23 protein-coding genes are annotated in these 26,179 nt (G+C 63.9%); 10 read left to right on the top strand and 13 right to left on the bottom strand.

Annotated elements, in window-relative coordinates; genetic code table 11:
* Position 1: 1 nt before the first annotated feature.
* Both gmk and EU803_RS06695 read left to right on the top strand, forming a co-directional pair.
* Positions 2 to 646 carry a guanylate kinase gene (gmk, locus tag EU803_RS06700; RefSeq protein WP_129681049.1) on the top strand — a complete coding sequence of 215 codons (645 nt, stop codon included), beginning with the start codon at positions 2 to 4 and terminating at the stop codon, positions 644 to 646.
* Positions 643 to 1,173: a gamma carbonic anhydrase family protein gene (locus tag EU803_RS06695; protein WP_129681047.1), complete on the top strand. Its 531-nt coding sequence runs from the start codon at positions 643 to 645 to the stop codon at positions 1,171 to 1,173. The genes gmk and EU803_RS06695 overlap by 4 nt, the downstream gene beginning before the upstream one ends.
* On the opposite strand, the gene EU803_RS06690 is transcribed toward EU803_RS06695, so the two are convergent.
* Positions 1,170 to 1,511 (bottom strand): hypothetical protein, encoded by a 342-nt coding sequence (locus EU803_RS06690; protein WP_129681045.1) that lies wholly within the window; start codon positions 1,509 to 1,511, stop codon positions 1,170 to 1,172. The genes EU803_RS06695 and EU803_RS06690 overlap by 4 nt on opposite strands.
* A 191-nt stretch (positions 1,512 to 1,702) precedes the next feature.
* Between EU803_RS06690 and EU803_RS06685 the strand changes: the two genes are divergently transcribed.
* The 3 genes from EU803_RS06685 to EU803_RS06675 all read left to right on the top strand — a co-directional run bounded on the left by EU803_RS06685 (position 1,703) and on the right by EU803_RS06675 (position 4,945).
* Positions 1,703 to 2,734, top strand: a complete 1,032-nt coding sequence (locus tag EU803_RS06685) for an ATP-binding protein (protein WP_129681044.1) — start codon at positions 1,703 to 1,705, stop codon at positions 2,732 to 2,734.
* 78 nt (positions 2,735 to 2,812) lie between these two features.
* Positions 2,813 to 3,994: an ectoine hydrolase DoeA gene (gene doeA / locus EU803_RS06680; protein ID WP_129681042.1), complete on the top strand. Its 1,182-nt coding sequence runs from the start codon at positions 2,813 to 2,815 to the stop codon at positions 3,992 to 3,994.
* A gap of 189 nt (positions 3,995 to 4,183) precedes the next feature.
* Positions 4,184 to 4,945 carry a LuxR family transcriptional regulator gene (locus EU803_RS06675; RefSeq protein ID WP_129681040.1) on the top strand — a complete coding sequence of 254 codons (762 nt, stop codon included), beginning with the start codon at positions 4,184 to 4,186 and terminating at the stop codon, positions 4,943 to 4,945.
* Between the two features lie 386 nt (positions 4,946 to 5,331).
* On the opposite strand, the gene tsf is transcribed toward EU803_RS06675, so the two are convergent.
* The 3 genes from tsf to EU803_RS06660 form a co-directional block, all read right to left on the bottom strand.
* Positions 5,332 to 6,207: a translation elongation factor Ts gene (tsf, locus tag EU803_RS06670; RefSeq protein WP_129681038.1), complete on the bottom strand. Its 876-nt coding sequence runs from the start codon at positions 6,205 to 6,207 to the stop codon at positions 5,332 to 5,334.
* 77 nt (positions 6,208 to 6,284) lie between these two features.
* Positions 6,285 to 7,055 carry a 30S ribosomal protein S2 gene (gene rpsB / locus EU803_RS06665; protein ID WP_129681036.1) on the bottom strand — a complete coding sequence of 257 codons (771 nt, stop codon included), beginning with the start codon at positions 7,053 to 7,055 and terminating at the stop codon, positions 6,285 to 6,287.
* Between the two features lie 152 nt (positions 7,056 to 7,207).
* Positions 7,208 to 8,083 (bottom strand): NAD(P)-dependent oxidoreductase, encoded by an 876-nt coding sequence (locus EU803_RS06660; protein ID WP_129681034.1) that lies wholly within the window; start codon positions 8,081 to 8,083, stop codon positions 7,208 to 7,210.
* A gap of 97 nt (positions 8,084 to 8,180) precedes the next feature.
* On the opposite strand from EU803_RS06660, the gene EU803_RS06655 reads away from it, so the two are divergent.
* The gene (locus tag EU803_RS06655; protein ID WP_129681032.1) at positions 8,181 to 10,649 is read left to right on the top strand and encodes a penicillin acylase family protein; all 2,469 of its coding nucleotides are present in this window, start codon (positions 8,181 to 8,183) and stop codon (positions 10,647 to 10,649) included.
* Between the two features lie 69 nt (positions 10,650 to 10,718).
* Here EU803_RS06655 and hflX read toward each other — a convergent pair whose 3' ends face one another.
* The 9 genes from hflX to dusB form a co-directional block, all read right to left on the bottom strand.
* Positions 10,719 to 12,023, bottom strand: a complete 1,305-nt coding sequence (gene hflX, locus EU803_RS06650) for a GTPase HflX (protein WP_129681030.1) — start codon at positions 12,021 to 12,023, stop codon at positions 10,719 to 10,721.
* A gap of 5 nt (positions 12,024 to 12,028) precedes the next feature.
* Positions 12,029 to 12,262, bottom strand: coding sequence for an RNA chaperone Hfq (gene hfq, locus EU803_RS06645; protein ID WP_129681028.1), 234 nt, complete (start codon positions 12,260 to 12,262; stop codon positions 12,029 to 12,031).
* A 130-nt stretch (positions 12,263 to 12,392) separates the two neighbouring features.
* Positions 12,393 to 13,907 (bottom strand): potassium transporter TrkG, encoded by a 1,515-nt coding sequence (locus tag EU803_RS06640; RefSeq protein ID WP_129681026.1) that lies wholly within the window; start codon positions 13,905 to 13,907, stop codon positions 12,393 to 12,395.
* 7 nt (positions 13,908 to 13,914) lie between these two features.
* Positions 13,915 to 15,291 carry a Trk system potassium transporter TrkA gene (trkA, locus tag EU803_RS06635; protein WP_129681024.1) on the bottom strand — a complete coding sequence of 459 codons (1,377 nt, stop codon included), beginning with the start codon at positions 15,289 to 15,291 and terminating at the stop codon, positions 13,915 to 13,917.
* A 60-nt stretch (positions 15,292 to 15,351) separates the two neighbouring features.
* Positions 15,352 to 16,749: a sigma-54 dependent transcriptional regulator gene (locus EU803_RS06630; RefSeq protein ID WP_129681022.1), complete on the bottom strand. Its 1,398-nt coding sequence runs from the start codon at positions 16,747 to 16,749 to the stop codon at positions 15,352 to 15,354.
* A gap of 21 nt (positions 16,750 to 16,770) precedes the next feature.
* Positions 16,771 to 19,014 carry a PAS domain-containing sensor histidine kinase gene (locus EU803_RS06625; protein ID WP_242494296.1) on the bottom strand — a complete coding sequence of 748 codons (2,244 nt, stop codon included), beginning with the start codon at positions 19,012 to 19,014 and terminating at the stop codon, positions 16,771 to 16,773.
* Between the two features lie 103 nt (positions 19,015 to 19,117).
* Positions 19,118 to 20,482 carry a response regulator gene (locus EU803_RS06620; RefSeq protein WP_165352791.1) on the bottom strand — a complete coding sequence of 455 codons (1,365 nt, stop codon included), beginning with the start codon at positions 20,480 to 20,482 and terminating at the stop codon, positions 19,118 to 19,120.
* Entirely contained in the window at positions 20,482 to 21,567 is a 1,086-nt protein-coding gene (locus EU803_RS06615; RefSeq protein ID WP_129681018.1) for an ATP-binding protein, read from the bottom strand. Before EU803_RS06615 ends, EU803_RS06620 begins: the two co-directional genes overlap by 1 nt.
* Entirely contained in the window at positions 21,564 to 22,556 is a 993-nt protein-coding gene (gene dusB / locus EU803_RS06610; RefSeq protein WP_242494295.1) for a tRNA dihydrouridine synthase DusB, read from the bottom strand. Before dusB ends, EU803_RS06615 begins: the two co-directional genes overlap by 4 nt.
* Positions 22,557 to 22,746: 190 nt before the next feature.
* Here dusB and EU803_RS06605 point away from each other — a divergent pair, with 190 nt between their 5' ends.
* The 4 genes from EU803_RS06605 (at position 22,747) to EU803_RS06590 (ending at position 26,179) form a co-directional block, all read left to right on the top strand.
* Positions 22,747 to 23,877: a bifunctional 2-C-methyl-D-erythritol 4-phosphate cytidylyltransferase/2-C-methyl-D-erythritol 2,4-cyclodiphosphate synthase gene (locus EU803_RS06605; protein ID WP_129681016.1), complete on the top strand. Its 1,131-nt coding sequence runs from the start codon at positions 22,747 to 22,749 to the stop codon at positions 23,875 to 23,877.
* Positions 23,874 to 24,365 carry a phosphatidylglycerophosphatase A gene (locus tag EU803_RS06600; RefSeq protein ID WP_129681014.1) on the top strand — a complete coding sequence of 164 codons (492 nt, stop codon included), beginning with the start codon at positions 23,874 to 23,876 and terminating at the stop codon, positions 24,363 to 24,365. Before EU803_RS06605 ends, EU803_RS06600 begins: the two co-directional genes overlap by 4 nt.
* A complete protein-coding gene (locus EU803_RS06595) occupies positions 24,362 to 24,829 on the top strand; it encodes a CinA family protein (RefSeq protein ID WP_129681012.1) in 468 nt (155 codons plus the stop codon). Before EU803_RS06600 ends, EU803_RS06595 begins: the two co-directional genes overlap by 4 nt.
* Before the next feature lie 171 nt (positions 24,830 to 25,000).
* A complete protein-coding gene (locus EU803_RS06590) occupies positions 25,001 to 26,179 on the top strand; it encodes an ammonium transporter (RefSeq protein WP_129681010.1) in 1,179 nt (392 codons plus the stop codon).

Below are 26,179 nucleotides of genomic sequence, written 5' to 3'. Positions count from 1 at the left end.
CATGTCCCAGACCCGCCGCGGCCTTCTGATCATCCTGTCCTCGCCTTCGGGCGCAGGCAAATCCACCCTGTCCCGCCGCCTGCGCGAATGGGACCCCGAGATTTCGTTTTCCGTCTCTGCCACCACCCGCGCCCCGCGCGACGGCGAGGTGAACGGGCAGGATTATCACTTCCTGACCGAAGACGACTTCAAGCGGCAGGTCGCAGAGGGCGAGATGCTGGAACACGCCCATGTCTTCGGCAACTTCTACGGCTCGCCCAAGGGGCCGGTGAAGGCCGCCATCGACGCGGGCCGCGACGTGCTGTTCGACATCGACTGGCAGGGGGCGCAACAGATCCGCAATTCGGACCTTGGCCGCCACACCCTGTCGATCTTCATCCTGCCGCCCTCCATCGCCGAACTGCACCGCCGTCTTGTCAGCCGGGGGCAGGACAGCGACGAGGTGATCGCCAAGCGGATGCAGAAAAGCTGGGACGAGATCAGCCATTGGGATGGCTATGATTTCGTGCTGGTGAACGACGATCTGGACACCACCGACGCCCAGCTCAAGACCATCGTATCGGCCACCCGCCTGCGGCGCAGCCAGCAGCCGGGCCTGACCGACCATGTGCGCCGTCTTCAGTCGGAATTCGAGGATACCAAATGAGCCTGTACAGCCTGAACGGATTTGCCCCGACCCTTCCCGCCGACGGGGACTATTGGATTGCCCCCGACGCCCATGTGATCGGCAAGGTGGTGCTGGAGAGCGCCAGTTCTGTCTGGTTCGGCTGCACCCTGCGCGGGGACAATGAAACGATCACCATCGGGGCCGGGTCCAACGTGCAGGAAAACTGCATCATGCACACCGACCCCGGCTTTCCGCTGACCATCGGCGCAGGCTGCACCATCGGGCACAAGGCGATGCTGCACGGCTGCACCATCGGCGACAACAGCCTGATCGGCATGGGGGCCACAGTGCTGAACGGTGCCAGGATCGGCAAGAACTGCCTGATCGGGGCAGGGGCCCTTGTGACGGAAGGCAAGGAGATCCCCGACGGATCGCTGGTTGTTGGCGCGCCGGGCAAGGTGATCCGCGCGCTGGATGAAAAGGCCATCGAAGGGCTGCGCCGGTCCGCGCTGAATTATCAGGCCAACATGCGCCGGTTCCGCGACGGGCTGCGCCGGATCGACTAGATCCGGCTGCCCGACACCTGCGCCAGGATCTCAAGCTCCAGCACGTCGAAATCCACGTCCGGGGCGCGACTGCGCACTTCGGCGCGGATCACCTCGGGCCGGGGCAGGGAGGATGCAACACCACGATACCGGCCCGTAAAACCCGCATTCTGAAGCACGCAGGCCAGATCGACCGAATCGAAACCGTGCCCGACAAGCGCGGAAAGTATGATATCCGGGGGATGAGACGTGCTGAGGTAGGTCGCAAGCTCGCGAAAATCGACGAAATCAATGCCCTTGATTTTCGGAAGGGGCTGGTCGGAACCGCCCCATGCGTGAATATTGCCCACGACTAGCATGGATGGAAAAGAAGGCTCTTCAATATCAATTCCGATGTGCTGGACCGCCACCACGCCAATCCTGATTCGACCAAGGACCGTAGAAACCACCGCCAGCGCACAACAACCCTACCAGAGTCACGCGACGACATTTGCAATTATAGGGCGAAATGCGTGCCGGCCTCAATGCCAATCCGGAGAATCATGACAGCATGTCTGACCTGAATGTGGACACATTTCTGTTAGCGTTACCGTTTCCCGCGCTGGTCATTGGCCCCGACGAGCGGGTTACGGCCGCAAACCGGCTCGCCGAGACCCTGCTGGGGACGGAATTGGCGGGTCGGCATCACATCACAATTCTCCGCCAGCCTGCCGTGCTGGAAACGATCGAGGCGGTCGTTGCGGAAGGGACAGGAAAGTTGACCCGGTTTCTGGGGCGGGACCCTCATCGCGACGCGGTCTATAAGGTTTCGGTCAACCCGGTGGGGTCCTCGGTCTTGTTGGTGTTCGAAGACCAGACCGAGATCGAACAGGCGGGACAGATGCGCCGCGACTTCGTCGCCAATGTCAGCCACGAATTGCGCACGCCTCTGACCGCGCTTCTTGGGTTCATCGAAACGCTGCGTGGCGCTGCGCGAAACGATGCCGCGGCGCGCGACCGGTTCCTGTCGATCATGGAGGGCGAGGCCGCGCGCATGTCGCAGCTTGTGTCCGACCTTCTGTCCCTCAGCCGGGTCGAAGAAAATGAACGTCGGCGACCAACGGACCCCGTGGACCTTGTGGCGCTGATCGACAACGCGGTCAGCGTCCTTGGCCCGGTTGCGGCCACGGCGGGCGTCAGCATCCAGCGGCAGTTGCCCGACCATCCGGTCACGGTGCCGGGCGACGCGGACCAGCTGCGGCAGGTCATCCAGAACCTTGTGGAAAACGCGATCAAATACGGGGTCAGCGGGGGCAGGGTGGTCATCTCTCTGTCCGACCCGGGGCCACAGCCGCTGTTGCGGTTGCCCGGCGTTGTCCTGTCCGTGCAGGACTTTGGCGAAGGGTTCGCGGCCCATCACATTCCGCGCCTGACCGAGCGGTTCTACAGGATCGACAAGCACCGCTCGCGCGAGGTTGGCGGAACCGGGCTTGGCCTTGCCATCGTAAAGCATATCATCGGACGGCACCGGGGCCGGTTGCAGGTGGAAAGCACCCCCGGAAAGGGCAGCCGGTTTTCGGTGATCCTGCCGACGGCGAATTAGACCCGGTCATGACGCTTTCTGACGCGCAGTGGGGTTGTGTTGGGGCAGGATGACCTAAAGACTTGAAGGGAGGGCCCGATGGCCAATGCAAACCCGGCATTCACCAATGCCGAATATCAGGAACGGATCGCAAAGACGCGCGCGGCGATGGACAAGGCCGGGGTCGACCTGATCCTTGTCACCGACCCGTCCAACATGGCCTGGCTGACGGGCTATGACGGTTGGTCCTTCTACGTCCATCAGGGCGTGCTGCTGGGGCCGGACGGCGACCCGATCTGGTGGGGTCGGGGGATCGACGGCAACGGCGCGCGACGCACCGTCTTCATGTCCGATGACCACATTCGGGGCTACGAGGACAGCTACGTCCAGAACCCGTCGAAACACCCGATGGAAGACCTGTCCAACCTGATCCGCGAGATGGGTTGGGACGGCAAGACGCTTGGCGTTGAAATGGACAATTACTATTTCAGCGCAAGCTGTTACACCTCACTTCTCAAGTGCGGTGCGAACAAGGACATTGCCGATATCACCGGCATGGTGAACTGGCAGCGGGCGGTGAAATCGGCCACCGAGATTGACTATATGCGCAAGGCCGCCCGGATCGTCGAGGCGATGCATGCCACCATCCGCGAAAAGGCCGAACCGGGACTGAAGAAGAACGACCTGGTGGCCGAGATTTACAGCACAGCGATCAAGGGCGTCGACGGGATCTGGGGCGACTATCCAGCCATCGTGCCCATGGCGCCATCGGGTCTGGACGCCACCGCGCCGCACCTGACATGGGACGATCAGCCCATGAAGGCCGGTGAGGCGACTTTCTTCGAAATTACAGGGGTTTACAGGCGCTATCATTGCCCGCAATCGCGCACCTTGTTCCTTGGCAAACCGCCGCAGAAATACCTGGACGCGGAAAAGGCCGTGGCCGATGGCACCGCGGCCGTGTTCGAGGTCGCCAAGCCCGGAAACCTTTGCGAGGACATCGCCAACGCCTTCAACGCGGCGCTGGCCAAGCACGGGTTCCTGAAGGACAACCGCTGTGGCTATGCCATCGGGCTCAGCTATCCGCCGGACTGGGGCGAACGGACGATGTCGTTCCGCGCGGGCGACAAGACCGTGTTGAAACCGGGTATGACGTTCCATTTCATGCCGGCGCTTTGGCTGGACGACGGGGGGATCGAAACCACCGAACCGATCCTGATCACCGAAACCGGGTTCGAGCGGCTGGCCGATACGCCTGCGAAACTGGTCATCAAGGACTGACAGGGGGCCGAAATTCGACGGACCGGGCCCCTTTCGGAGTCCGGTCCGATTATCGCATAATCAGTATTATGTAACTAACCGATCTGCCAAACACGAATGAAACCGGCATTTTCACGTTTTTCTTGTTCAACCGGTCAAGAGTTGTGGTAGCCACTCTACCATTGGGGAAAAACGTGGAAAGGCAGACCCGTGACGAGTGTCATCGCGCATCTGGAGCAGCTTTCGAACGCACAATCGATCGAGGAGCTTTGGGCGCTGCATACCCAGCGCATGGATGCCTACGGATTTGACAGGATCATCTACGGCTTTACCCGCTACCGCACCACGCAGTCGCTGGGCGATCCGCAGGACTGGGTCGTTCTGACGAACCACAAACCGTCCTACATGGAACACTTCATCGACGAAGGGCTGGTCTACCACGCTCCGATGATCCGTTGGGCGCTGGAGAACGAAGGCGCCTGTTCCTGGCGCTGGATGGCCGAGATGGAGCGGACAGACAACCTGACCCCGTCCGAGCGCAAGGTTCTGGACTTCAACCGCAAGGTCGGCGTGACCGCAGGCTACACGATCAGTTTCCGCTCGGTCTCGCACCGGTCCAAGGGTGCTGTCGCGCTGACCGGCCGCGAAGGCATGAGCCAGGACGCGGTGGAACAGGTCTGGGCGCGGCACGGCGACGAGATCGTGGTGATGAACAACCTCGTGCACCTCAAGATCCTCACCCTGCCCTACAGCGGCGCCCGCCACCTGACGAAACGCCAGCGCGAGGTGCTGGAATGGGTCGGTGACGGCAAGACCACGCAGGATATCGCGCTGCTTCTGGGGCTGACCTCGGCCACGATCGAAAAGCATCTGCGCCTTGCCCGCGAGGCGCTGGACGTCGAAACCACGGCGCAAGCGGTGCTCAAGGCTGCGTTCTACAACCAGATGTTCGTGCTGGATCCGCCGGCCTGATGGCCCGAAATCAAGGGGAAAAATCCCTGCGACACCTCAAGGTTGGGTTTTCCTGACTTTTGCGACGCTACGTCATTTGCCAATCTGTCCCTGTTCCGTGAGTGGTGGCCTAAGGCCATTGGAACATGCGGATTGTATCCCCGCGATTTCGGGACACTCTGCAATCTGCCTTTCCGGGAAACCGGAGGCTGCGGTCCAACCGGGTTTGCCCGGAGGGGTCGCAGCACCCGGCATGGCGCGTCGATCATCCCATCCATGGCGCGCCATGCTGTCCCCATCCCGCGTGACCTCCCGTCCGGCGGTTGGGACATGGTCCACGAGACCAAAAGGCCCGCGGGTGTTCGCCGCGGGCCTTTCTTGTTTCGATGACGATTGACCGGGGGCGATCAGCCCTTGGCCATTGCCTTCACTTCTTCAGCGAAGTTGTCAGCTTCTTTCTCGATCCCCTCGCCCACGGCCAGACGGATGAAACCGGTGATCTCGGCACCCGCTTCCTTGGCGGCGGCGGCGACGGTCAGGTCGGGGTTGATGACAAAGGCCTGACCAACAAGGGTCACGTCAGCCATGAACTTCTTCATGCGGCCTTCGATCATCTTCTCGATCACGGCGTCCGGCTTGCCGGATTCGCGGGCGATGTCGATCTGAACCTGACGCTCTTTCTCGACCACGGCCGGGTCAAGCGAGGCTTCGTTCAGCGCGGCCGGGCTGGTCGCGGCGATATGCATGGCAACCTGACGGCCAAAGGCTTCGTCGCCGCCATTCATTGCAACCAGAACACCGATCTTGCCCATGCCGTCGGCGGCAGCGTTGTGCACATAGGACACAACGGTTTCACCTTCCAGCGCGGCCATCCGGCGCAGGGTCATGTTCTCGCCGATCTTGGCGATCGCGTCGGTCAGTACGGTCTTGACCGGCTTGCCACCCATGTCGGCCTCGTTCAGCGCGTCCACGTCGGCGACGCCAAGGGCGGTCTGGGCGATGCCAGCAACCATGCCCTGGAATTCGGCGTTCTTGGCGACGAAGTCGGTTTCCGAGTTCACCTCGACGGCAACACCTTTGCCACCGGCAACGGCGACGGCGACAAGGCCCTCGGCGGCGGTACGGCCCGATTTCTTGGCGGCCTTGGCAAGGCCCTTGGTGCGCAGCCAGTCAACGGCGGCTTCCATGTCGCCATCGGTCTCGGTCAGCGCCTTCTTGGCGTCCATCATGCCCGCGCCAGTCGACTCGCGCAGCTCTTTCACCATCGCAGCAGTGATAGCCATGTTCATTCTCCTTGGAAAAACGGGGGTCCGGGCAGCGTGAACCGCCGCCCGGCAAAAAATGTGCGAAACAGCGCGCCTTATTGGGCGGCGGCGGCTTCCTCGGCGAGGGCTTCCTCGGCCAGCTCTTCCATGGCGCCCATGTCGACGCCGGCAGCGCCCAGCTGGGCCGACATGCCGTCAAGCGCTGCGCGCGAAACCAGATCGCAGTACAGCGCGATCGCACGGGCCGCGTCGTCGTTGCCGGGGATGACATAGTCGACGCCGGCGGGCGAGCAGTTGGTATCGACAACGGCCACAACCGGGATGCCCAGCTTCTTGGCTTCGAGGATGGCGAGGTCTTCCTTGTTCACGTCGATGACGAACAGAAGGTCCGGACGGCCGCCCATTTCGCGGATGCCGCCAAGGCTGGCCTGAAGTTTGGCCTGCTCGCGTTCCATGCCCAGACGCTCTTTCTTGGTCAGGCCTTCAAAGCCACGCTCGGCGGCTTCGTCGATGGCCTTCAGCCGGTTGATCGACTGGGACACGGTCTGCCAGTTGGTCAGCGTGCCGCCCAGCCAGCGGTGGTTCATGTAGAATTGTGCACAGCGCTCGGCGGCATCGGCGATCGGCTTGGCTGCCTGACGCTTGGTTCCGACGAACAGGATGCGGCCGCCACGGGCGACGGTGTCACGGATGACGTTCAGAGCAGCGTCCAGCATCGGGACGGTCTGCGTCAGGTCCATGATGTGGATGCCGTTGCGCGACCCGTAGATGTACTGACCCATCTTGGGGTTCCAGCGCTGGGTCTGGTGGCCAAAGTGAACGCCGGCTTCAAGCAGCTGACGCATGGTGAACTCAGGGAGGCCCATGTCCTATTTCCTTTCCGGTTTTGCCTCGGCGGAGGATCAGGCCATCTGGCCCAACCGGTGGATGATATGGGATGTCTCCCCATAGCACCCGCCCCCGCCTGCGGGATTAAGTGCGCGCCGTATAGATCGGGTTTGGGGGATACGCAAGCCCCCTACCCGTCCAGTTTGCGCAGACGTTTGAACAGGCTGGAGGTATCCCAGCGCCCGCCACCCATTTTCTGGACTTCCTTGTAGAACTGATCGACCAGCGCGGTGACCGGCAGGCTCGCGCCGGTTTCATTGGCGGTGTCCAGACAGATGCCCAGATCCTTGCGCATCCAGTCCACGGCGAACCCGTGTTCGAAATGGTCGTCCAGCATCGTCTCGAACCGGTTCACCATCTGCCAGCTGCCCGCGGCCCCGCCGCCGATCACGCTGATCACCTCGCGCCCGTCAAGGCCTGCCTTCTCTGCGAAATGGAGCCCCTCGGACAGGCCCTGTACAAGACCGGCGATGCAGATCTGGTTGACCATCTTGCACAATTGCCCCGCGCCGCTGTCGCCCAGCCGTTTGCACAGTTTGGAATAGGCGTCGATCATCGGCGCGGCCCGGTCATAGGCGGATTGTTCGCCGCCGCACATCACCACAAGCTGGCCATTCTCGGCCCCTGCCTGCCCGCCGGAAATCGGCGCATCGACAAAGGCGATCCCGGCCTCGGCGGCGGCGGCGTGCAATTCGCGCGTGACCGTGGCCGACACCGTGGTGTGATCGACAAAGACCGCGCCATCGGCCATGCCCGCAAAGGCCCCATCCGGCCCGATACAGACGCCGCGCAGGTCATCGTCGTTGCCGACACAGGACATCACGAACTCTGCCCCCTGCACTGCTGCCGCGGGCGTGTCGGCCATCGCGCCGCCATGCTGGGCCACCCAAGCCTCTGCCTTGGCGTCCGTGCGGTTATAGACGGTCACCTCGTGACCCGCCGTCGCCAGATGCCCCGCCATCGGGTAGCCCATGACCCCCAAACCCAAGAATGCGACCTTCGCCATCCGCTTGCCCCCTCGCGCTGCCTGTTCAAAACGGTTATCCGATACCTAACGGGCGCACCCGCGCCGTCAACCGTTCGTATCCCGTCAGGTGATTTTCATGGTGCAGATCTTTCGTTGGCTAATGCGTCTGGCGTCCGGCATGATCGGGCTGGTCGTGCTTGGCTTCCTGCTGTCTTGGTATTTCGCGGCGCGGTCCCTGCCCGATTACAGCGGCACGGAAGACGTGGCCGGTATCACCGCCCCGGTCGAGATCGTGCGCGACCATTCCAACGTGCCGCATATCTTCGGACAGCGGGACGCGGACGTGTTCTTTGCCCTTGGCTATGTTCATGCGCAGGACCGGATGTGGCAGATGACCATGCTGCGCCGCACCGCGCAGGGCCGCCTGTCGGAACTGTTCGGGGAGCGCACCTTCCGGATCGACACGCTGATGCGACGGCTGGATATCTATAATCTCTCGGTCGCCTCGGTCGAAGATCAGTCCCCGGAAACCCTTGACGCGCTGACCGCCTATTCGGCGGGCGTCAACGCCTGGCTGGCCGAGGTGAACGAGGGCGCACGGGGACGTGGCGCGCCCGAGATGTGGCTGTTCAACCATCCCGTCGCCCCGTGGCAGCCTGCCGATTCCATTGCCATCGTGAAACTCATGGCAGTGCAACTGTCCGGCCATATGGAGGACGAGGTGCTGCGCGCCCGGACCTCGCTCCTGATCCCCTCCGCGCGGGTGGCCGACATCCTGCCCGACGCACCGGGCATCGGCATTGCCGCCCTGCCCGAATATGCCTCGGTGATCGACAACCTGCCGACCTATGCCGCCAACAGCCGCCAGCCTTATGATCCGCTGATGCCGGTCAAGCCGCTGGGGTTCGCCGGCGCATCCAACGCATGGGCCGCGGGGATCAGCCGGTCGGCCAATGGCTCGACCCTGATGGCCAATGATCCGCACCTTGGGCTGACCGCCCCGTCGATCTGGTATCTTGCCCGGCTGGAACTGTCCTCGGGCGGGGTGATCGGCGGCACCATCCCCGGCGTCCCGGTGGTGATGACCGGCCGATCCGCCGATCTGGGCTGGGGTCTGACCACTGCTTATCTGGACGATCAGGACATCTTTATCGAAGAGGTGAACCCCCAGAACCCCGACGAATACCGCGGCCTTGACGGCTGGGTGCCGTTCCGCGCCCGCGACAGTATCATCCAGATCAAGGATGCCCCGGCGCGCACCATCCGCCTGCAGTGGACGGACAACGGGCCGGTGCTGCCCCCCGACCAGTTCGACCTTGGCACGATCCGCCCACCCGGACATGTCACCGCGCTTGGCTGGACCGCCCTGTCGGACGCCGACACCTCGGTCACTGCGGCCATGGGGATCATGCGGGCGCGCAACATCGAACAGGCCATCGACGCGGCAGAGGCCTATGTCGCCCCGGCCCAGAACCTGACGCTGGCCGACCGGAACCGGATCGCCATGAAGATGATCGGCCAAATGCCTGCCCGCGATCCGGCCCATGCCACGCGGGGGCGGCTGCCATCTTACGGCTATGAACCGGCCAACCGCTGGCGCGGCACCCTGCCCTATTCCGCCAACCCGGAATTCGTCGATCCCGACGGCGGCATCGTCGGCAACACCAACAACAAGACGGTCGACCGGCCTTTCCCGGAACATGTGTCCTTTACCTATGGCGACACCCAGCGCATCAACCGCTGGCGCCGCCTGATGCAATCGCGCGAGGTGCACACCCGCGAAAGCTTTATCGAGGCACAGTTGGACACCGTCAGCTTTACTGCCCGGTCGCTTCTGCCGCTGATCGGCGCCGACCTGTGGTTCACCGGCGGGGCCGCGCCCGAAGGCACCCCGGAACGGCGCCGGGAAGAGGCGCTGACCCTCTTGTCAGAATGGAACGGCGAGATGAACGAACACATGCCAGAGCCGTTGATCTACGCGGCCTGGGTGCGAGCCCTGCAGGACCGGTTGATCCGGGACGAACTTGGCCCGCTGGCGGATGAATATGTGCACGTCCAGCCGCTGTTCATCGAACGGGTCTACCGCGACGTTGCCGGCGCGTCAGTCTGGTGCGATGTGATCCAGTCCGCCCCGATTGAAACCTGCACCGATATTGCCCGGCTGGCATTGGACGACGCGCTGGTCTGGATCGGGGAAAACCATCCCGGATCACTTGAATCCCTGCGCTGGGGCGATGCCCATCAGGCGACCCACGATCACCCGGTTCTGGGAGAGGCGCCGTTCCTGAACTGGTTCGTGAACATCCGGCAATCCACATCGGGCGGCGACAACACACTGATGCGCGGGCTGACGGCGGGAAGCGGGGACAACCCGTTCTACAATGTTCACGCCGGTGGCTACCGGGGCGTCTACGATTTCGCCGATCCCGACAGCTCGGTCTTCATCATTTCGACCGGCCAGTCCGGGCACCCGCTGTCCAGCCATTACGACGATCTGGGTGAACTGTGGCGGCGCGGTGAATACATCCCGATGTCACTTGACCCCGCGCTTGCGCGAGCAGCAGCAGTCGGGGTGACGATCCTGACGCCCGAGTCCTCACAGTAAAGGTGGGTTGAAACCCACCTTACGGCCCATTGGGGATGTCGTAAGGTGGGTCTTGACCCACCCTTCCCGTCACAACCTGTCGAACCGGGCCTTCTGCACCTCGGTCCAGGTGACGGTCAGGCGGCTTCCGGCCTCTCCCTGATCCTCGGCATCGACGACGCCTTCCTTGAACAGCCACGCCCGCCGTTTGCCGTCGGAATACGGCAGGGTCAGAACCTCGGTCACCATGGCCGGGCGCAGCCGGGCCGATATCCCGGCCAGCAGCGTCTCAAGCCCCTCGCCGGTGACGGCGGACACGGCGAACAGATCCTCCGACCGCTCCGCCTGTGTCACCGACGCCTCGCGGTCGCCAGCCTCGAGCAGGTCGATCTTGTTCCAGACCTCGATCCGGGGCGTGTCCTCCGGCAGGCCGATCTGTTCAAGGATGGTTTCCACGTCCTCGGCCTGTTCGGCGGATTGCGGATGGCTGATGTCGCGCACATGGACCACCAGATCGGCGTCCAGCACCTCTTCCAGCGTGGCGCGGAAGGCGGCGACCAATTCGGTCGGCAGGTCGCTGATGAAACCCACCGTATCGGACAGGATCACCTCGTCCCCGGCGGGCAGCACCACCCGGCGCATGGTCGGGTCCAGCGTGGCGAACAGCATGTCCTTGGCAAACACCTCTGCCCCGGTCAGCCGGTTGAACAGGGTGGATTTGCCCGCGTTGGTATAACCCACCAGCGCGACAATCGGGAACGGCACCTTGGCGCGGGCCTTGCGGTGCAGGTCGCGGGTTTTCACCACCTTGTCCAACTGGCGGCGCAGGCGCACCAGCTGTTCATCAATGGCGCGGCGGTCCGCCTCGATCTGGGTTTCGCCGGGGCCGCCGACAAAGCCAAGGCCGCCCCGCTGCCGTTCAAGGTGGGTCCAGGCCCGGACAAGGCGCGTCCGCTGATAGGCCAGCGCGGCCATTTCCACCTGCAACACCCCTTCACGGGTGCGGGCCCGGTCCGAGAAAATTTCAAGGATCAGCCCCGTCCGGTCGAGGAGTTTGACCCCCCATTCCTTTTCAAGGTTGCGCTGCTGCACCGGGGTCACCGGACCGTCGACCAGCACCAGCTCGGCCTCTGCCTCGGCGATCCGTTCCTTCAGTTCGGCAATCTTGCCCGACCCGAACAGCCAACCCGGCTGCACCTTTGGCAGCGGCACAACCTCGGCCCCGGCCACGACCAGATCGGGCAGCGCGGCGGCCAGCGCCACGCCTTCGGCCAACGCCGGGCCAGCCGCCCGGCGGTCGCGGTTCGACTTGATGTCTGGATGCAGCACAAAGGCCCGCGTCACGGGCGGCTTGGTGTCACTGCCGGTCCGGCGATCGGACCCGTCATCGCCCATGATGGCTATTCTTCACCGTCGTAAAGGTTGATCGGCTGCGCAGGCATGATGGTGGAAATCGCGCTTTTGTAAACAAGCTGCGACTGGCCATCCCGGCGCAGCAGCACACAGAAGCTGTCGAACCAGGTGATCACACCCTGAAGTTTCACCCCGTTAACGAGGAAGATCGTGACCGGAACCTTGGTCTTGCGCACATGATTGAGGAAAGCATCCTGCAGGTTCTGCTTGTCAGCCGCCATTGGCCCAACCCTTTTTGTTCTTGCGGCCGCGGACCGGCCTTGGTGTCCCTTGCCAAGTAAGTATGAAGAAGCGTGAAGCGAGTTTCCAGCCCAAAAAACAAAGAACTACCGCAACTGCCAGCTTTGCCGCCTAGTTGCGCCAGAAATCCGGGTTCAGAAGCGCGATGATCGCCAGCGCCTCGAGCCGCCCCAGAACCATGGCAAAGGCCAGGATCGCCTTGGCAAGGTCGGGGATGCCCGCGATCGAGATCGGGTCTTCCGCCGCGATTTCCGCCAGGGGGCCGGTCGTGGACAGGGCCGCCACCGCCAAAACCATGGAGTTTTCGAACTGCACCCCGGTCAGGGACAGGGCCACCATGACCCCGACGATGGACAGGGCGAACAGCATGAAGAAGATCCAGGCCACATAGGCCCCCTGCCGCCGGATGCGCCGCGCCTCTTGCCCGGCCCCGCCGACGGAATGGGGATGCACAAGCCGCTCCAGCTCGCGCTGGGAATGCCGGAACAGGGCATAGACCCGCAACAGTTTCACCCCGCCCGCCGTGGTCGCGATCCCGCCACCGGTTAGCGCAAGCCCGATCAGGACAAGCCCCGGCGTCGACAGGCCCGACCAATCGGCCGCCCCCATCCAATAACGCGATTCAAACCCGGTCGTGGTCAGGAAGGACGCCACCGTGAACAGCCCGCCCCACAGCGCCTCGAAGGCGGCGCGGATACCGGTGACCGACTGTTCGTCAATCGCACCAAAGAAGTGCCGCAGGAACAGGAACCCGGTGACCACCACCAGCAATCCCATCCCCATCCGAAACTCCGGATCGCGCAAAAGGTTGCTGCGGTCCTCGCCCACCAGCCCCCGGCTGAAGGTCAGCCGCGACAGGGCGAAGACGAAGAAGATCAGGATCAGGAATTCGCCCCAGAACCCCGATCCGGCCCAGAACAGCCCGCCCGTGGCCGAGATTCCCGAGGTGGACAGGACCGCCATCGCATGGATCAGCGCCACCACCGCGCGTTCGCCGGTCACCATCAGCCCCAGCCACAGCACCAGCGTAAGGCCAATGTAAATCGGGGCCAGACGGGCGCTGAAACGGGCCAACCGTTCGGACGGGTCCGCGATGCGCGTGATCTGGACCATCGACCCGCCGCCCTGCAAGGGCTGCGACCGGACCTCGAACCCGCCAAGGTTCAGCGGCGCAAGGATCGCCAGCGCCGCGACCCAGACAAGGAAACCGCCCATCCATCCGACCTGCGCCCGCCACAGGTGCAGCGCCGTTCCCAGCCGCCAGGGCGCGTCAAAGACCGTTGCCCCGGTGGTGGTAAAGCTGGACACCATTTCAAACCAGGCATCCAGAAAACTGATCCGCCCGACCGATACCCAGAACGGCACCGCCAGCATGATCGGCAGAACCGTGAAGGCCGCCAGCAACGTCGTCAGGTGACTGCGCGCGGCGCTGCGCGGCGCATAGTTCACGGTTGCCAGCGCGATCAACACGGTCAGGATCCCGAACAGGACAAAGCCGTAGAAAAAGACCCGCCCCGACACGAATTGCCCCGTGGCCGCCCCGTGGACCGCGGGCATCAGCATCGCCACGGCCCCTGCCCCCATCAGCAGGACAAAGAACGGCAGCGCGGTGATCCGGGACAGCATCGGCCGCTCAGAAGAAGTCGATCGAGACCTGCAACAGCCTCTCGACCTCGGGGACATCGTCGGCCATGGCGAAGATGGCGATCACATCGCCTTCGTCGATCCGGGTCGATCCGGTCGGCTTTACCAGTTTGCCATCCTTCATCACAGCGCCCAGCAGCACCCCTTCGGGGAAGGGAATATCGCGGATGCGTTCACCGGCAATGGGCGAGGTCGACAGAACCTGCGCCTCGATCACCTCGGCCTCGGCATCGCCGATGGAATAGACGTTGCGGACCCGGCCATGCCGGATGTGCCGCAGGATCGAACTGACCGTGGTGGCGCGCGGGTTGATATAGGCGTCGATGTTCAGCGGCCCCATCAGCGGCACCAGCGTCGGGTCGTTGGCCAGACAAATTGCCATAGGGCAGCCCATCGCCTTGGCCCGGACGGCCGCCAGCATATTGGTCTTGTCGTCATCGGTGACGGCAAGGATCGCATCGGCATTGGCCACGTTCGCCTCGGCCTGAATCGCCTCGTCCAGACCGTCTCCATGCAGGACGATGGTCCGTTCCAGCGCGTCCGCCGCCGCCTCTGCCTGCGTGCGGTTCTTCTCGATCATCTTGACGCGAACGCGATCCGCGCGCGCCTCTAGCGCCTTTGCCACCGCAAGGCCCACATTGCCGCCGCCAAGGATGACGATCCGTTCCTGCTTGCGATTGGTCTTGCCGAAGATCTCAAGCGTCCGGTTCACATCCGTCGTGGCCGAGAAGACATAGCATTCGTCGCCAGCAAAAATCTGGTCTCCCGCCGCCGGCGCAAAAAGCGTTCCCGACCGGCGGATCCCGACGACAATCGCCTGAAGCGTCGAAAACAGATCGGTCAGCTGCCGCAGCGGTGTGTTGATCACCGGGCAGGCCTCGTCGATGGTGATCCCCAGAAGCTGCGCCTTGCCGTCCAGAAAGCTTTCCGTGTCAAAGGTCGCGGGCGCGGCCAGCCGCTGCAGAGCGGCCTCGGCCACCTCGCGCTCGGGGCTGATCACCACGTCGATGGGCATGTGATCGCGGCGATACAAATCGGAATAGATGGCATCCAGATAGGACTGGGACCGGAGGCGGGCGATCTTGCGGCTGATCGCAAAGACCGAATGGGCAACCTGACAGGTGACCATGTTCACCTCGTCCAGATGGGTCGCGGCGATGATCATATCCGCGTCCCGGGCCCCTGCCCGTTCCAACACGTCCGGATAGGAGGCATGGCCGGTCACCCCACCCACATCCAGCGTTTCGGTCGCCCGCCGCACAAGTTCGGCGTTCATGTCCACGACCGTCACGTCGTTGCGTTCGCCTGAAAGGTGGCGGGCGATTTGCCAGCCGACCTGCCCTGCGCCACAGATGATGACCTTCATTCACACCCTCCGGGGTTCGTTCCAACCGTCGTGCCAGAGCCGCCCGCCCCGGTCAACGGCTCACTCGTCCTCGACATAGGCAACGCGGGCGCCCGCCTTGTTGGCGGTCACCACCCCAAGGCTTTTCAGCTTGCGATGCAGGGCCGAGCGTTCCATCCCGACGAAACTGGCGGTGCGGCTGATGTTGCCGCCAAAGCGGTTGATCTGGGTCAGCAGGTATTCCCGCTCGAACAGCTCGCGCGCCTCGCGCAACGGCAGGGTCGCCAATGCGCCGGACAGGACGACACGGCCTTCCTCGGCGGGTGGTCCATCATGGACGGGAAGCTCTTTGGCGCTGATCGGATCAGAGGATTCTCCAAGAATTAGAACACGTTCAATCACGTTCTTCAACTGACGCACGTTGCCGGGCCAGTGCATGGTCTGCAACAGGGCGCGGGCGTCCTCGGCCAGTTCACGCAGCGGCAGACCCTGTGCCCGGTTGAAGGCCTCGATGAAATGCGCCGCCAGCAGCGGGATATCCTCGCGCCGTTCCTCTAGGCTGGGCACTTCGATCGGGACCACATTCAGGCGGTGAAACAGTTCCTGCCGAAACTCTCCCGCGCCAATAAGGGCCTGCAAGTCCTTGTTCGTGCTGGAAATAACACGCAGGTCCACCTGCACCTTCTGGGTGCCGCCGACGCGGGTAAAGGATTGATCCACCAGCACCCGCAGGATCTTGGACTGGGTGCCCGGCGGCATGTCAGCCACCTCGTCGAAATAGATCACCCCGCCATTTGCTTGTTCCAGCAGCCCCGGTTCGACCCCTTTATCCAGGCTTTCGCGGCCGAACAGAACTTCCTCCATCCGGTCGGGCTCTATGGCGGCAGAGGCGACCGAGACAAACGGCGCGTCGGCCCGGTTGGAGTTGGCATGGATGTAGCGGGCGGCGATCTCCTTGCCGGCGCCGGCGGCCCCGGTCAGCATCACCCGGCCATTGGATTTCGTGACTTTATCCAGTTGTGCCTTGAGCGCGCGAAACGCGGCGCTTTCGCCCAGCATATCGGCCCCCGGCCCATCGCCCCGCTTCAACGCAAGGTTTTCACGCCGCAACCTGCTGGTTTCCATCGCCCGCTTAATAACGACCAGCAACTGGTCGATATTAAACGGTTTTTCGATGAAATCATAGGCGCCCTGCTTGATCGCGGCGACGGCGATTTCGATATTGCCATGGCCGGAAATGATCACGATGGGGATCTCCGGATGGTCGCGTTTGACGGTCTTGAGGATGTCGATCCCGTCCATCGCGCTGTCCTTGAGCCAGATATCAAGGATCATCAACGCGGGCTTTTCGCTGGCAATCTCGGCCATACAGGCGTCGGATGTGCCTGCAAGCCGGGTTGAGTAGCCTTCGTCGATCAGGATGTCCGAAATCAGTTCCCGGATGTCCTTTTCGTCGTCGGTGATCAGGATGTCGCTCATGGGTTTCGCGTCCTCTTACCTTTACTCGCCCGCCGCTGCCATCGCGGGCAGGATCGGCAGTTCAATGACAGCCATGGCGCCAACATTGGCCCCCTCGGCAAATGCGGCGGCGTCTTGCAGGGTCAGCGAGCCGCCATGTTCCTCGATGATCTTCTTGACGATGGGCAGGCCAAGGCCCGTGCCCTTGTCGCGGGTGGTCACATAGGGTTCAAACAGTCGGGCCCTATCCTCTGGCAACCCGATCCCATTGTCCGAAATCGTGATCCGCGCCGAGGCGCCATCGCCCGCAAGGGTCACGCGGATTTCCGGGACAAACCCGTCCGGCACACCATTTTCCTGAAGGCATTCAATTGCTTCGCCCGCGTTCTTGATCAAGTTCGTCAGGGCCTGACTGATCATCGTCGCATCCAGTTCCGCCATGATCGGCGCATCGGGCAGGTCCGACAGGAACCGGACATCCGGCTGGCCCGCCTCTTGCAAGGTGATTGCATCGCGCAGGATCACGGTCAGATCATTGGTGATCCGGTCCGGTTCCGGCATCCGGGCAAAGCGCGAAAATTCATCAACAATGCGCCGCAAGTCATTGGTTTGGCGAACAATTACATCCGTCATACCTTCCAGAACATCAGAGTCCTCGCCGACCTTCGGCGCAAACTTGCGTTTGATCCGTTCGGCGGACAGCTGGATCGGGGTCAGGGGGTTCTTGATCTCATGCGCGATCCGGCGGGCGACGTCGCCCCAGGCCGCCATCCGTTGCGCACTGACAAGATCGGTCACGTCATCAAAGGCGACCACATAACCCTCCAGCCGGCCATCGTCGTTGCGCCGGGTCGCCATGCGCACCAGAAGCGCCTCCTGCTTGCCGCCGCGGACAAGGTTCACCTGCCCCTGGATCACTTCCCGCGCCTCGGCCCGCAGGCTGTCGAAAAGCGGGCCAAATTCCGGCACCGCGACCGACAGGGCGCTGGTCTGATGGTCTTCGCCCATGTCCAGCAGCCGCCCGGCAGATCGGTTGGCAAAGGTAACCCGCCCCTCATCGTCCAGCCCGACAACGCCCGAGGTGATCGACGACAACACGGAATCGAACAGGCGCCGCCGCCGTTCGATCTGCCGGGTGTTGTCCAAGAGCCGTTCGCGCTGTTCCTTCAACTGGCCGGTCATCTGGTTGAAATGGCGGCCCAGCTGGGAAATTTCGTCTTCGCCTTCATCCTCCATCACCCGCACGTCCAGATCGCCCGCGCCCACCTGCTGCGACGCGGTGACAAGCCGCCCGACGGGCCGGGACAGACGTTCGGCGAACCACAGTCCGAGCCAGATTGCGGCAAGGATCAGGATCACCGCAAAGCCAAGATACAGAAGCCCGAATTCGAACAACAACCGGCCCCGGTCGCTTTCCAACTGTTCGTACAGGCCGACCGTTTCGCGGGTTTCGTCCAACAGCGACAGGATATCCCCATCCACCGCCCGGCTGACATAAAGGTAGCGGTCGGTGAACCGGGCCAGCGGGATCAGGGCGCGGAATTCGTTGTTTTCCCAGTCCTCGATGATCAGGATGCCCTCGGCCTGCGCGGTGGCGATCTGGTCTTCGGTGACCCGTTCGTACCCGAATTCATAGGACCGCGCCCCGCGCGCCCGCAGATCCCCCGCCCCGTCGATCACGAAGGCTTCGGTCAGCCCGCGTTCGATCTGGCCCTGAATCCGGCCAAGCGCCTGCCGGATGTCCCCATCCGACATGAAGAAATCCCGCTCCCGCTCGGAGTTCAGAAAGTTCGCGAGCGACCGGCCATCGCGGGTCAGTTCCTGCCGGTGTTCTTCCTCATAGGCCTGCGCGGCGGACAAGGAGGTGCCAAGAACCGTGCGCACACGGTCGGAAAACCACCCCTCCAGCCCCGAATTGATCGACAGAACCGCGAAGACCGCCACCGTCACCGTCGGGATCAGCGCCAAGAGCGCGAATGCCCCGGTCAGCCGCAGGTGCAGCTGCGACCCGGCAGATTTCGCCCGACGCGCCGCGACCATCCGGGCGACCCGCTGCAGGACCAATGTCGCCACCACCAGCACATAGACAAGGTCGGCCAGAAGCACGTTGCGCAGAACACCGGCATCGCCGCCCTGGTTCAACGGCCCGCCAAGGACAAAGATCGTCAGCCCCGCAAGGATCGGACCCAGAAGAACAAGCCCGAGCGTCGCCGTGTTCTGCACGCGGCGGGTTTTGCGGATCCGGCTAAGCCGGGCCAGATTGATGCCCAAAAGGGACCGCTGCACGCGATACGCCCTGTCTTTTCGCGGGAAATCCCCGCACCGCCGTTATGATGTGGTCCTTGCCAAAGCACGATTGCGACTCTGGGGCCACGGTTCTGTTGCGGTTTTACATCAATTTGCGGCGGCGTGTCACCTCAATATCCAACTCGGTGATCTTCTTGCGCAGGGTATTGCGGTTGATGCCCAGAAGGTCCGCGCATTTTGCCTGATTTCCGCCTGTCGCGTCCAGCGCGATCTCGATCAGCGGGGTCTCAACCTCGCGCAGGATCCGTTGATACAGGCCCGGCGGCGGCAACATCCCGCCATGCAGGTCGAAATAGCGGCGCAGGTGCCGCGCGACCGAGGCCGAAAGCTTGTCCCCGTCCGATCCGCCGCGCAGCGGTTCCGCCGCGGGCTGGTTCATCAGGACCGCTTCCATCTCCGACCGGGTGATAATCTCTTCCGAGGCGGTCGCCACCAACCGCCGCATGGCGTTTTCCAATTGGCGCACGTTCCCGGGCCAGCTGTAGGCGCGGGCCACGTCCTGCGCCTCGTCCGACAGGCGGCGCAACGGCATCCCGTCCTTTTCCGCCTTGATCAGAAAGTGTTCCGCCAGAAGCGGGATGTCATCCACCCGTTCGCGCAACGACGGCACGTCGATCGTGACCCCGCCAAGGCGATAGAAAAGGTCTTCCCGGAACTGGCCCGCCTCCATCAGCCGGGTCAGGTCGCCGCGGCTGGTCGCCATGATCCGCGGGCCATTTTCGGGCTGGGCATCCAGCATCCGCACGACCCGGGCCTGCGCCACCTCGTCCAGATCGCCGACCTCGTCAAACAGAAGCGACCCGCCCCTTGCCCGCGCCATGACCGCCGACGGGCCATCCATCCCGTCCAGATCGGCGGGACTGACCACGACAAAGGGCAGGTTGCGCCGGTCCGAAAAATCGTGGATCGCCTTGGCGATCAGGGACTTGCCCGTGCCGCTTTCGCCGGTGACAAGGACCGACAGCTGCGTGTTCATCACCCGCGCGACAAGACGGTACAGCCCCTGCATCGCCGGGGTCCTGCCCACCAGCGGCAGATCGGTGTCCTGCGCCTGCCCGTCCGCCCTGCGGCTGGGCGCGCGTCGCTTGACCTCCAGCGCGCGGGCGGCCCGTTTCATCAGGTCGGGCAGGTCGAACGGTTTGGGCAGATAATCATAGGCCTCGGCCTCGGCCGCCTGAATCGCCGTCATGATGTTGTTCTGGGCCGAAATCACGATCACCGGCAGGCCCGGCCGCGCCTCGGCGATATGGGGCAGCTGTTCCAGCCCGTTGCCATCGGGCATGACCACGTCCGAGATCACCAAATCGCCCTTGCCCTCTTCCACCCAGCGCATCAGCGTCACCATGGACGCGGTGGCATGGACCTTGCAGCCCGCCCGGGTCAGGGCCTGTGTCAGAACGGTGCGGATCGTGCGGTCATCATCCGCAACAAGAACGGTGCCATCCATCAGCTGTCTTCCTTCCCGTCATCATTGGTTTCTTTCGGGGCCAGCGGCAGGGAAATGCGGAACACGGTCTTGCCGGGGACCGAATCCACCGAGATCCAGCCACCCACGTCGCCCACCAGTTTCGACACCAGCGCCAGCCCCAGCCCGGTTCCGTTTTCGCGGCCCGACACGAAGGGTTCGAACACATCGGCGGCGATATCGGGGGGCAGGCCCGGCCCGTCGTCCACCACTTCGATCTGCAGCGGCAATCGCGCGTGGGTGCCATCCATCCGGCGCACCCGCAGCGAGGCGTCATAGAAGGTGCGCAGCCGGATCGACCCGCCCGGTCCACCCGCCTCTGCCGCGTTCTTGATCAGGTTCAGCACCACCTGAAGCAGCTGGTCCGAGTCCGCCAGCGTATGCGGCAACGAGGGGTCATAATCCTCGATGAACATCATATGCGCCGCCACTCCGACCGAAGCCGACTGTCGCGCCCGGTCCAGCACGTCGTGTATGTTCACCGGCTTCAACAGCGGCGGGCGCAGGTTGCCGAACTGTTCGACCTGTTCCAGCAGCTTAACGATCCGGCGGCATTCATCGACGATCAGGTCGGTCATTTCCTGATCTTCAGTGGGCAGGCCCATCGACAGAAGCTGGGCCGCGCCGGTGATCCCCGCCAGAGGGTTCTTGATTTCATGGGCCAGCATCTCGGCCATGCCGATGGCCGATTTCGCGGCCTTGCCCGAATGGCTGTTCTGGGTCATCCGGCTGGCGATTTCGCGCGGCGAAATCATCATCAGCATCACCCCGTCCTGCCCCTGCAGGGGCGCGAACTGGATGTTGCATTGCATCGGCGCCCGCTCGCCCGAGCCGACATCGACATCGTTGACGAAAAGGGAGGAACTGAAATCGCGCGCCCGGGCATAGGGTTCCTCCAGCGGCGCGTCGATCATCACCTTTTCCCAGATGTTCGACCCGACCAGCGACTTCGCCGAAAGGTTCAGAAAACTTTCCGCCGCCGGATTGGAATCGATGATCACGTCATCCGGCCCCAGCAGCAGCGCCGGCACCGGAAGCGAATTCCACAGCGCGTTGTCAACGATCATGCCGCCGCCCTTTCCCAAGCCTCAAGCGCCCCCGGCAACAGGCGCAGGACCCGCGCCGGATCGGTTTCGGTCAATACCGCCTTGCGCAGCGGTGCCGGTGTGCCCGCGTCGTCCATGTACCATCCCAGATGTTTGCGAATGACCTTGGTCCCCAGTTCCACACCGTAGAAGGCGACCGAGGCCTCGTAATGGCCGCAGACCATGTCGGTAAACTCGGCCGGCGCCGGGATCCGGGGTGCCGGGCCGTCGAACAGGTCATGCGCCACCTGTGCCAGCAGCCATGGCCGCCCCTGCGCCCCGCGCCCGATCATCACCCCGTCCGCGCCCGAGGCCCGCAGCGCCTCGCCCGCGGACCCGCTGTCCACGATGTCGCCATTGGCGATCACCGGGATGGTCACCGACTCGCGTACGGCCCGGATCGCGGCCCAATCGGCGCTGCCCTTGTAGAACTGACAACGGGTCCGGCCGTGGATGGTGATCATCGAAATCCCCGCGGCCTCGGCCCGGCGGGCCAGATCGGCGGCGTTCATCAGGGCATCGTCCCAGCCCAGCCGGGTTTTCAGCGTGACCGGGATGCTGACCGCGCCGACCACCGCCTCGATCAGGGTCAGCGCATGGTCGAGGTCTTTCATCAGGGCCGATCCGGAATATCCGTTGGTCACCTTCTTGGCCGGACAGCCCATGTTGATGTCGATGAAACTTGCGCCATTGGCCTCGACGATGCGGGCGGCCTCGGCCATCCAGGTGGCTTCGCGTCCCGCCAACTGCACGGCGGTGTTCTGCTGGTCAAACCCCAGTTCGGCCCGTTCCCGCACCCCGGGTTTCGCCTGCACCATTTCCTGGCTTGCGACCATTTCCGACACCACCCAGCCCGCCCCGAAGCGGCTGACCAATTGCCGGAACGGCAGGTCCGTGACCCCCGCAAGCGGGGCCAGCGCGACGGGCGGCGTCAGCGTCAGGGGGCCAAGGGGAATCAGGGCGTCGGTCAAGGCAGGGTCTTTTCAGCTATTTCGCCCCTGAAATACGCGGGCGCAGCGGGCAAGACAACGAAATGGGCGTGAATTTTTGTGCAATATTCACGGTTCGCTTATTTTTTGTGCAAATCAGCCCGACAAATCGCCATTTGCGCCGCCTGCCCCTTGGCCCTAGGAACGGGGCAAAGGCAATCGACGGACCACAATGACCACAGCCGCCATCATCGTCGCCGCCGGGCGTGGAACCCGCGCGGGGGACGGCCCGCCAAAGCAGTGGCGCGCCGTGGCTGGCCGCACGGTCGTCGAACATACGCTGGGGATCTTCGAGGCGCATCCGCGCGTGGACGAGATCGTGCTTGTGGTCTCAGCCGATGACATGGGTTGGGCCGAACGGCTGAACCTGACAGCGCGGGCGAAAATCGCGATCGGCGGGGCGACCCGGTCCCTTTCGGTCAAGGCCGGGCTGGCCCAGACCGAGGCCGACCGCGTGCTGATCCACGATGCCGCGCGCTGTTGCCTTCCGCCCGAGGTGATCGACAGGGTGCTGGGCGCGCTGGACGACGGGCCGGGCGCCGCCCCCGCGCTACCGGTGACTGACACGCTCTGGTCCGGGGCTGGTGCCTCGGTCGCGGGCATTCAGGACCGCAGCGGCCTTTACCGGGCCCAGACCCCCCAGGGGTTCCACCTTGCGCCGTTCCGCGCCGCCCTTGCCGCACAGGACGGCAGCGCCACCGATGATGTGGCCGTGGCCCGCGCCGCCGGTATCCCCGTCCGCATCGTCGAGGGCGATGAACGCAACCTGAAAATCACCACCCCCGCCGATTTCGCGCGGGCCGAGGCCATATTGGGGCAAACCATGGATATACGCACCGGCAACGGGTTCGACGTGCACGCCTTCGGGCCCGGCGACCATGTCACGCTCTGCGGCGTCGATATTCCACATGACCACGGGCTGAAGGGGCATTCCGATGCGGATGTCGGGATGCATGCGGTGACCGATGCGATCTACGGCGCGCTGGGTGACGGGGACATCGGCCAGCATTTCCCGCCCTCCGATCCGCAATGGAAAGGCGCGGCCAGCCATATCTTTCTTGAACATGCCTGCGCCCTTGCGCGGGACCGGGGCTTTGCGATCACCCATGCTGATTGCACCCTGATCTGTGAAACCCCGAAGATCGGCCCCCATGCCCTTGCCATGAAACAGGAAATGGCCCGGATCATGGGGCTGGACCCGGACCGGATCAGCGTCAAGGCCACCACCTCGGAAAAGCTGGGATTTACCGGACGTGGCGAGGGGATCGCCGCCATCGCAACCGCAACATTGGTGAAAACATGACCCGGATCATCGCGACGTTCTTCTATGCCGGATACCTGCGGCCCGCACCGGGCACCTGGGGGTCGCTGGCCGCCCTGCCCGTCGGCTGGGCCGTGGCAACCCTGTTCGGGGTCTGGGGCTTTGTCGTCGCCACCGTCCTTGTCTTTGTCGCGGGCCTTTGGGCCACGCAGGCCGAAACCGCCGGCAAGGAGGACCACGACCCGTCCGAGATCGTGATTGACGAGGTCGCGGGCCAGTGGATCGCCCTGCTGCCGGTCATCTACGGCGCGGACATGATGAATGTCAGCCTTCTGGCGCTCTACCCTGGCTGGATCGCGGCATTTGTCCTGTTCCGGCTGTTCGACATCTGGAAACCCGGCCCCGTGGGCTGGGCCGACCGGCGCGGCGATGCGCTGGGCGTGATGCTGGATGATGTGATCGCCGGGATCTTCGCCGCGCTTGTGACCATTGGGCTGGCGGCGCTGTCCCACGGGCTGTTGATGCGATGACCGAGGCGGCCAAGGTTCTGGACGCCGCGCGCGCCCGCGGCCTGATGATCGCCACCGCCGAAAGCTGCACCGGCGGGCTGATCGCCGGGGCGCTGACCGCCGTTCCAGGATCGTCCGACGTGGTGGACCGCGGGTTCATCACCTATTCCAACGCCGCCAAGATCGAGATGCTGGGCATCCGCCCGGAAACGCTCGACCAGTTCGGCGCCGTGTCCGAGGAAATCGCTCGCGAAATGGCGGACGGGGCCTTGGCGCGATCCAACGCCGCGCTGGCCGTGTCAGTCACCGGGATCGCGGGTCCGGGCGGATCGGAACACAAGCCCGAAGGGCGGGTCTGTTTCGGCCTTGCCAGCCCGTCCGGCACCGTCACCGAAACCGTCGAATTCGGGGCCATCGGCCGGGATCAGGTCCGCGCGGCGACCGTCGATCATGCGCTGGCCCTGCTTTTGACGGCACTGTCCTGACAAATCACGCGCTGCCTGCCTCATGGGCGACGCCCCCGCAATCTGCCCAAAAATCGGGCAGTTTCGGTTTTGCCCGGTTTTTCTGCAACCCCGCCGCTCGTTGCCGCTTTATTTGGCGGCCGCATCCCGTTTCTTGCCCGCAAAACACCCAAATACGGGAAAGGAAGGGAAATGAACGGAGCGGATACCGCCTGGATCATCGTCGCAACGGCGCTGGTCCTCTTCATGACATTGCCGGGGCTGGCGCTGTTCTACGGCGGGCTGGTGCGGGCGCGCAACGTGCTGAGCGTCTTCATGCACGTCTTTGCCATCGCCTGTTTGATGAGCATCCTGTGGCTGGTCGCGGGCTATTCCATCGCATTTGGCGACGGCAACGCCATCTGGGGCGGCTTGGGCAAGATGTTCCTGAACGGGGTCGATGCCGACACCGTATCGGGCACCCTGCCAGAGGTGCTGTTCTTCGCCTTCCAGATGACATTCGCCATCATCACGCCGGCGCTGATCGTCGGCGCCTATGTAGAACGGGTCGGCTTTGGCTTTGTCCTGACCTTCTCGGCGCTTTGGATGCTGCTGTGCTATGCGCCCGTTGCCCATTGGATCTGGGGCGGTGGCTTTCTGGCCGACGGCGGCATCTTCGGGGACACCGGCGTGCGGGACTTTGCGGGCGGCATCGTCGTCCACGAGACCGCCGGTCTTGCGGCGCTGGTGATTGCCTTCTTCCTTGGGCCGCGCAAGAACCGGACCACCCCGCCGCATAACCCCGGCATGGTGATGATCGGGGCCGCGATGCTGTGGGTCGGCTGGTTCGGCTTCAATGGCGGATCGCAGCTTGCCGCCGATGGCGGGGCCGCCATGGCGATGACTGTCACCCATATCTCGGCCGCTGCCGCCTCGCTGACCTGGGCACTGTGGGAAAAGATCAAGTTCGGCCGCGCCTCGCTTGTCGGTCTTGTCACCGGGACCATCGCCGGGCTTGCCTCGATCACCCCGGCTTCGGGCTTTGTCGGCCCGGTCGCGGCGCTGATCATTGGCTCGGTCGCGGGCGTCCTCTGCCAGGAAGCGGTGAACCTGATCCGCGACCGGCTGAAGATCGACGACACGCTGGATGTCTTCGCGGTGCACGGCGTCGGCGGCATCTTCGGCACGATCATGATCGCCGTCTTCGGCGCGGGCAGCTGGGCCGCGCAACTGGGCAGCCTTGCGATTGTCGGTGTCTTCACCGTGGTGGTGTCGGTCGTGCTGGTTCTGGTGGTTAAGGCGATCACCCCGCTGCGCGTCGACCTTGAGACCGAAACCAACGGGCTTGACCTGTCGGTGCACGGCGAACGGGGCTACGACTTTACCTCGTGA

Origin of the sequence: Loktanella sp. IMCC34160, assembly GCF_004145845.1 — a bacterium.
In the GTDB taxonomy this organism is placed as follows: Bacteria; Pseudomonadota; Alphaproteobacteria; order Rhodobacterales; family Rhodobacteraceae; genus SELP01.
The sequence above is the reverse complement of the archived record's forward strand: the minus strand, read 5'-3'. Positions and strand labels throughout refer to the sequence as shown.

Bases quoted from the DNA above. Each gene is read 5' to 3' on its own strand.
- gmk (WP_129681049.1), top strand. From the start codon at position 2: ATGTCCCAGACCCGCCGCGGCCTTCTGATCATCCTGTCCTCGCCTTCG.
- EU803_RS06695 (WP_129681047.1), top strand. From the start codon at position 643: ATGAGCCTGTACAGCCTGAACGGATTTGCCCCGACCCTTCCCGCCGAC.
- EU803_RS06690 (WP_129681045.1), bottom strand. From the start codon at position 1,511: ATGCTAGTCGTGGGCAATATTCACGCATGGGGCGGTTCCGACCAGCCC.
- EU803_RS06685 (WP_129681044.1), top strand. From the start codon at position 1,703: ATGTCTGACCTGAATGTGGACACATTTCTGTTAGCGTTACCGTTTCCC.
- doeA (WP_129681042.1), top strand. From the start codon at position 2,813: ATGGCCAATGCAAACCCGGCATTCACCAATGCCGAATATCAGGAACGG.
- tsf (WP_129681038.1), bottom strand. From the start codon at position 6,207: ATGGCTATCACTGCTGCGATGGTGAAAGAGCTGCGCGAGTCGACTGGC.
- rpsB (WP_129681036.1), bottom strand. From the start codon at position 7,055: ATGGGCCTCCCTGAGTTCACCATGCGTCAGCTGCTTGAAGCCGGCGTT.
- EU803_RS06660 (WP_129681034.1), bottom strand. From the start codon at position 8,083: ATGGCGAAGGTCGCATTCTTGGGTTTGGGGGTCATGGGCTACCCGATG.
- EU803_RS06655 (WP_129681032.1), top strand. From the start codon at position 8,181: ATGGTGCAGATCTTTCGTTGGCTAATGCGTCTGGCGTCCGGCATGATC.
- hflX (WP_129681030.1), bottom strand. From the start codon at position 12,023: ATGGGCGATGACGGGTCCGATCGCCGGACCGGCAGTGACACCAAGCCG.
- hfq (WP_129681028.1), bottom strand. From the start codon at position 12,262: ATGGCGGCTGACAAGCAGAACCTGCAGGATGCTTTCCTCAATCATGTG.
- EU803_RS06640 (WP_129681026.1), bottom strand. From the start codon at position 13,907: ATGCTGTCCCGGATCACCGCGCTGCCGTTCTTTGTCCTGCTGATGGGG.
- trkA (WP_129681024.1), bottom strand. From the start codon at position 15,291: ATGAAGGTCATCATCTGTGGCGCAGGGCAGGTCGGCTGGCAAATCGCC.
- EU803_RS06630 (WP_129681022.1), bottom strand. From the start codon at position 16,749: ATGAGCGACATCCTGATCACCGACGACGAAAAGGACATCCGGGAACTG.
- EU803_RS06620 (WP_165352791.1), bottom strand. From the start codon at position 20,482: ATGGATGGCACCGTTCTTGTTGCGGATGATGACCGCACGATCCGCACC.
- EU803_RS06615 (WP_129681018.1), bottom strand. From the start codon at position 21,567: ATGATCGTTGACAACGCGCTGTGGAATTCGCTTCCGGTGCCGGCGCTG.
- EU803_RS06605 (WP_129681016.1), top strand. From the start codon at position 22,747: ATGACCACAGCCGCCATCATCGTCGCCGCCGGGCGTGGAACCCGCGCG.
- EU803_RS06600 (WP_129681014.1), top strand. From the start codon at position 23,874: ATGACCCGGATCATCGCGACGTTCTTCTATGCCGGATACCTGCGGCCC.
- EU803_RS06595 (WP_129681012.1), top strand. From the start codon at position 24,362: ATGACCGAGGCGGCCAAGGTTCTGGACGCCGCGCGCGCCCGCGGCCTG.
- EU803_RS06590 (WP_129681010.1), top strand. From the start codon at position 25,001: ATGAACGGAGCGGATACCGCCTGGATCATCGTCGCAACGGCGCTGGTC.